We start from the raw sequence: 5846 nt of genomic DNA, 5'->3' as shown, positions 1-5846 counted from the left end.
ATGGCTGAGAAATATCAAATTCCTGTTTTAGTCTTGAGTGATTTCTTTCTTTCTGAGCACTTCCGAACTATTGATGATCTTGATTTCTCAAAGGTAGAAATTGAACGTGGTAAGTTCTCAACGGAGTGGGAAGGCGAAGGACGCTACAAGCGTTATGAGTACACAGAGGATGGTGTTTCTCACAGAGTGCGCCCTGGAGCGAAGAATGCAATGTATGTACCTTGCTCTGATGAGCACAACGAATATGGTCATGTGATGTCTGACGTTGAGGCTGGTTTGCCGCATGCGCGCGAAGCTCGTGTCAAAATGCACGCCAAGCGTATGCAGAAAATGAAAACCATGGTTAGTAGTGGTGACGTTGTGCCTCCTAGTTTTGATGGTGACGCCAATGCTGAAATTACATTTATGACTTGGGGTTCAACGTTTAGTTACGCTCAAGAGGCTATTAAACTATTGGCTGCTGAAGGTGTCAAAGTTAATATTTTGCACTTCACAGATCTATTCCCAATGCCTCGCGAAGCAGCTCTTGAGCGTTTGAGAAAATGCAAGAGAATTATTTCAGTGGAAGCCAACATGTGCAACTCTCTTTGCAAACATGTTCTTGCTGAGACGGCTTTTGAAGTAACTGAACACATCAACAGATGGGACGGTGAGCCGTTTACAGGTGAGTATATAGTTAATGAGTTTAAGAAATTGGCTGTCAAAAAAACATTGGTGAACGCGTAAGTTCTACTTGACCAACTTGAAATCGCCTCTTATGCCATCTACATATTGAGCATAGATACTTCGCATGATAGTACTATCTAGCTTGTCGACGACTCCATCTTGATTAAAGTCATATCTTAGATCTTGGCTGTTTTTTGCTACTTGTGTTTTCAGATAGCTATCCAGTAGATTGGCTTTTTCTAATACACCATTATTGTCTTCATCTACAACATCAAGGATATCTTTGATGATTTGCTGATTAGTTCCAGCTTCTGCAGCGCTTGGTCCAGAATTATTCTTGCGATCATCTAGTAGGTCTTTAATTGTTTCCTTGTCTTCTTTCGTTGGGTTGTTAATTACTGGACTGATTTTTCTTGGTCCAGGTTTGACTTTGGGAGCTTGTGGCTGACCGGGTTTGGCTCTTGGTATTGGAACTACTATAGGACCAGGATTACTAGGATCAGGATTACTAGGATCCAAACTCGGCTCTAAAATAGGTGGAGGCAGAAAGCCAGGAATCTCAGGGACTGGATCAGGAGGACCCGGTCTTGGTGGATCAATATGATTGATTGTTTCTACTAAGATAGAATCATTAGAGCCCTCAATAGGAGTCCCATCAGGGTTGAATCCTCGACTCTCTAAGTATATTCCGTCTGCTTTTTCATTATAGAAATAACTTACGATGTCAAGTTGATCATCTTCATTGATATCAACAGCATTGATACCAAATTGCTCAGGATCCACTTGATCATTTACGGAACTTATATCCCAAGAATTTATGACAGTTCCATCTAAGCTAATGACATTGGCTCTGAGATTATTGGATCCAGCAGCAAGATTGCTAATTACTATCTCATCATTTCCATCCCCATCTAAGTCAAGCAGTGGAATTGTTCCAGATTCTTGACAAGCCATTTCAAAATCAAGATTGATTCTGTCTGTGCCGTTGATTAGCACAGTTTGGCTGACATTCTGGCCACTAGGATTTGTGAAGCAAGCAGTTGAACTTGCACTCGTTACTTCTGCCTCGATATCAGAAGAGCTTTGATAGGGCTTATTTATAGCCCAGTCTTTTACAAAATCAAATGAGATGTCTAAGGCGCTATCATCATAACCTGATCTATTCTTGAGTTCTTGGTAGTATCTATTTGCATTGTTATATTCAATTGTTGCAGTAGCAAGCTTGGTTTTGAATAGATTTTCATCGAATATATAATCTTGAATATTTGCTTTGCTTAGAACTATAGCTACGGCAGGATTGATGCCAAGTCGTTTTGATAAGCTCAAGTGTTCTGTGACCAAGGCTTTAAGTTCTTCAATGCTTTGGCTACTTAAGACAGGTTCAGTTGTAGAGCTTGCTGTAGAGTCATTACTTGCTGATATTTGGTTTATTTCAGTCTTTAAGCTGTTTCTATCATTGTCAATGTAATCCACCATTGCAAATGGGTTTGGAGGCAGGGCTTTAGATTTAAATGATTCTAAGAAGGCTATATATTCTGTTTTGAGATCTTCATCAAGAATAAAACTATTTGCTATTCTTTTTAGTTTATTGAGCATTTCAATAAAAGTAATAAATTCAGTTGGGCCTGGTTTACCTGGAACTAAACCATTCTCTGGCTTGAAAGCAAAACGCCTAGATTCTCTGTGATTGTCAGTGATAAACTCACTTACAGGCAATAATCTTTGAATGATTATTTGCATATAGTCAGTAATAGCTTCAACATGTTCGGGCTTATTTTCATTTACTAAGAGATGCAGGATTTTAAACCGATTTAGGGAAGCATTGTATCCTCCTGTAAAGGTAGCTTTGATCTTTCTTATACCATTGTCGGTGATATAGTTTCGGTAGGCATCTCTTGATTTAAACTTTCTTAAGTGAGCCATTTTTGTTCTCAAAGAGTCAGTAAGAGCCCTTTTGTCCATAGTGGTTTCTATTGGTGGTTCTGGTTCTGGTTCGGGCTCTGGCTCAACTGTAAAATCACGAGTACGGAAGTCTCCGCATTCGTCATTGATACAAGCTTGAACTTTAAACTGATAATTAGCAGGACTGAGATTTATCACAAGACTCGTATTTTCTGTGTTACCTGTTGCTAGAGGGGCTTGCGGTCCTGTATTTTCATCACGTTCAAGAACTTGATAATTGTACGTGATTCCCGTTCCTAGGTTAGACCATTCAAAGTCTATATCACCAGTTATTATTGGACTGCTGCTGTCTGGAGATATGATTTCCGGCATTCTATCAAAGCTGCTAATTATAAATGATCCAAGATCAGAGAATTTACAATTATTAAGGCTATTACAAGCTCCTACACTCCAGATGTGGTTTCTATTGTTCAATACTTCAGTTGACTGGAACCTAGTTGCAGTACCTTGATACTTAACTAAACCATCAATAAATAATTTATATGAGCCTCCATTAGCAGGATCGATATTGCCTCCTGACCAAACAAATTCAGGGCTTTTAGTCATAATGAAATTAGTATTATTGGTAGGGATTTGAAGGCTTGGTTGTGTAACTGGATTAGCTGCTTGTTCAAGTTCATCGACTACTCGTTGGACTGCTCTTGCGACGTTGAGTCTTGGTCCAATTGCCCGGTCTGTACCTATAGGATCTGCTTCCTCTACTAATATATTTCTGACTTCTGCTGGACTTAGCTCGGGGTTTGCTGCAAGCATGAGTGCAGCAGCTCCAGCTACATGCGGGGCTGCCATTGAGGTGCCACCGATACTTTTATATTGATTACTGGTATTTGGTCTATCAAAAAACTGATCAATGCTGAGGTCTAGTTCTTCATCACTTGCACTAGGAACGAAGTTTCTTGTATTATTAAATACAGAATTAGTTTCTCCGCTAGTGAGATTAAAGACAAGGTGTCTGTATCTTGTCTGAGTACTTGAATTTAACGATAAGATATTGTCGATAATTAATGAGTTGTCTCTAAGCCCACGAAGATAACCTGCGCCAGCTGCAAGATTATCATTAAAAGCAAAGTTGTCATTTGCTCTCACTGGATTATCGGCACCACCAGGAGCTGCAATATCTACAGAAGTTCCAAAATTGGAAAATGAAGCTCTGTTTTCATGTTCAGTACTGGCTCCAACTGTAATCATTTCTGGAATCGCTGCTGGTATTTCTGTGTTAGCATCTTTATCATTGTTGCCAGCTGCGACTACAACCGTTATGCCGGCTTCAACAGCTGCTTGCCATCTATCTATGCTTCTAAACTCTGCTATTGCAGCATCGGTTATAATATCATTGCCACCGGCAATATTCGCTTTGAATCTATTTCTAGCTGTGACTTCTGAGTCACCATCATCAATATAGCCGTCATAAATGTTTTTAAATCCTATCAATTGGTCATAAGTTAGAGGATTGCCAGGGATAGAGATTGTCCCACCAAGTGATGCGTTAATTATATCTGCATCATTTTCTATAGCAAAGGTGATAGCGTTTAGTATTGCAGCACCGCTTAGTGCCGGTGATCCTGCTTGCGCGTCTGTTTGCACTTTAAGTGTCATGATTGTCGCTTCTGGAGCAACTCCTGCGATGCCTTCATCATTATCAGCTTCTGCAGCAATAGTACCTGCAACATGAGTTCCATGTCCGCTAAAATCAGTCACATCATTCGAGTTATTAGTTAGATTTTGACGTAGACCAACATTGTCATTTATATCAGGATGATTAATATCAAGTCCTGAATCAATTACGGCAACAGTGATACCAGCACCCCGGGTATTGTCCCAAGCAGCTTCTGCATCAATTTGCTTGAAGCCCCAAAGCTCATCATAATTAAATGCCCAGTCAGCGCCAGTGCTTTCAAAGAAAGGATCACTACTCTGGAGTTTGTATTGAGCTACTGGACTTATTGTCAGGACTTCTTTGTTTTTCCTGATTTTTTTCATTAGCTTCTTGAGCTTTTTACAGTTATTTTTGGTCTTGAGAGTAAAAGTCCTTGAGTCTGCAGATTCATCTATCTTTTTGAGGACGGCTAGTCTTTTGAGTTGTTTTTTAGAGAGCTTGGCTTTATTTCTTCCTTTAAGAAAGCTTTGTGCGTGATTATCGTCAGTACTCAATTGATTGATTGCAACTAAATCATTTGCGCCTACTAGTGACTCCAAAAGTTGTTTATGTTTTTTGCTTTGGTTTGCTTTGGAGTTTGCTGATATGACTTTGGCTTTATTATCATTGTTTAGATCAGATTCTTTTTTAAAGGTAACCATAAGGCTGCCTTCTTCATAATCCCCATCACAGATATTCGGGGCACTGAACTTATTCTTACTTCCCTTATTTTTTTTCTTAGCCTTCTTTCTAATAAGTTTATTGCTAGATTGAAGTTGATTTGATGATAATCTGAGATTAATCTGTTTCTTATTAGCAGTCGGTATTTGGGCCCAAGCACTCCCCCCACCTATCTGCAGGCAAATAATTATAATGATTAGTCTTTTAACGAGCTTGTTCATCAAGTGTCCGAATCCTTATTTAGATCTATCGGTATTTAAGTTAAGAAGAGAATAGGTATCAATACAGATAAGATTAAAAGAATCTCATTTTGCTGGTTTTGAAGCTCCATATAGCTTGTGAATTAGGACTTGTTTAATTTTCATGAGCCTATAATCATTGTTATAATTAGCAAGTTATGACAGCAACACTTGAAGCAAAAGATTTTAAAGGCGAAGTACACCCAGATTGGTGTCCTGGCTGCGGCGATTTTGGGGTACTCAATGTATTGCAAAGAGCCTTGGCTGAACTTGGATTGCAGCAACATCAAGTGGCGGTGATTTCTGGTATTGGTTGCTCTTCTAACTTGCCTGGTTTTATTAATACCTACGGCATGCATACTTTGCATGGAAGATCTTTACCAAACGCACAAGGTTTTAAATTAGCTCACAACGATATGACTATTGTTGCAGTTGGTGGTGATGGTGACGGTTACGGAATCGGTGTTGGTCACTTGATTCACGCAATGCGCCGCAATATCGACATGACTGATATTGTCATGAACAACTCTATTTATGGATTGACTACAGGTCAGACTTCACCGACTAGTAATGAAGGTATGAAAACCAAATCCACTCCATTCGGTAACCCTGAAGCTCCGTTAAACCCAATTGCTATGGCGCTTGGATCGGGTGCAAGTTTT

At 39.5% G+C, this 5846-nt stretch carries 3 protein-coding genes; 2 read left to right on the top strand and 1 reads right to left on the bottom strand.

Features of this window, described 5'->3' with window-relative positions; genetic code table 11:
* On the top strand, positions 1-726 hold a 726-nt coding region (locus tag O3C63_09310), incomplete at its 5' end, for a 2-oxoacid:acceptor oxidoreductase subunit alpha (GenBank protein MDA0773122.1).
* Positions 727-729: 3 nt separating this feature from the next.
* On the opposite strand, the gene O3C63_09305 is transcribed toward O3C63_09310, so the two are convergent.
* Positions 730-4926, bottom strand: a complete 4197-nt coding sequence (locus tag O3C63_09305; GenBank protein MDA0773121.1) for a S8 family serine peptidase — start codon at positions 4924-4926, stop codon at positions 730-732.
* A gap of 416 nt (positions 4927-5342) precedes the next feature.
* On the opposite strand from O3C63_09305, the gene O3C63_09300 reads away from it, so the two are divergent.
* Positions 5343-5846, top strand: a 504-nt coding sequence (locus O3C63_09300) for a thiamine pyrophosphate-dependent enzyme (GenBank protein ID MDA0773120.1), incomplete at its 3' end; no start/stop codon positions are given.

Source organism: Cyanobacteriota bacterium (assembly GCA_027618255.1).
GTDB lineage: Bacteria > Cyanobacteriota > Vampirovibrionia > LMEP-6097 > LMEP-6097 > JABHOV01.
The sequence above is the reverse complement of the archived record's forward strand: the minus strand, read 5'-3'. Positions and strand labels throughout refer to the sequence as shown.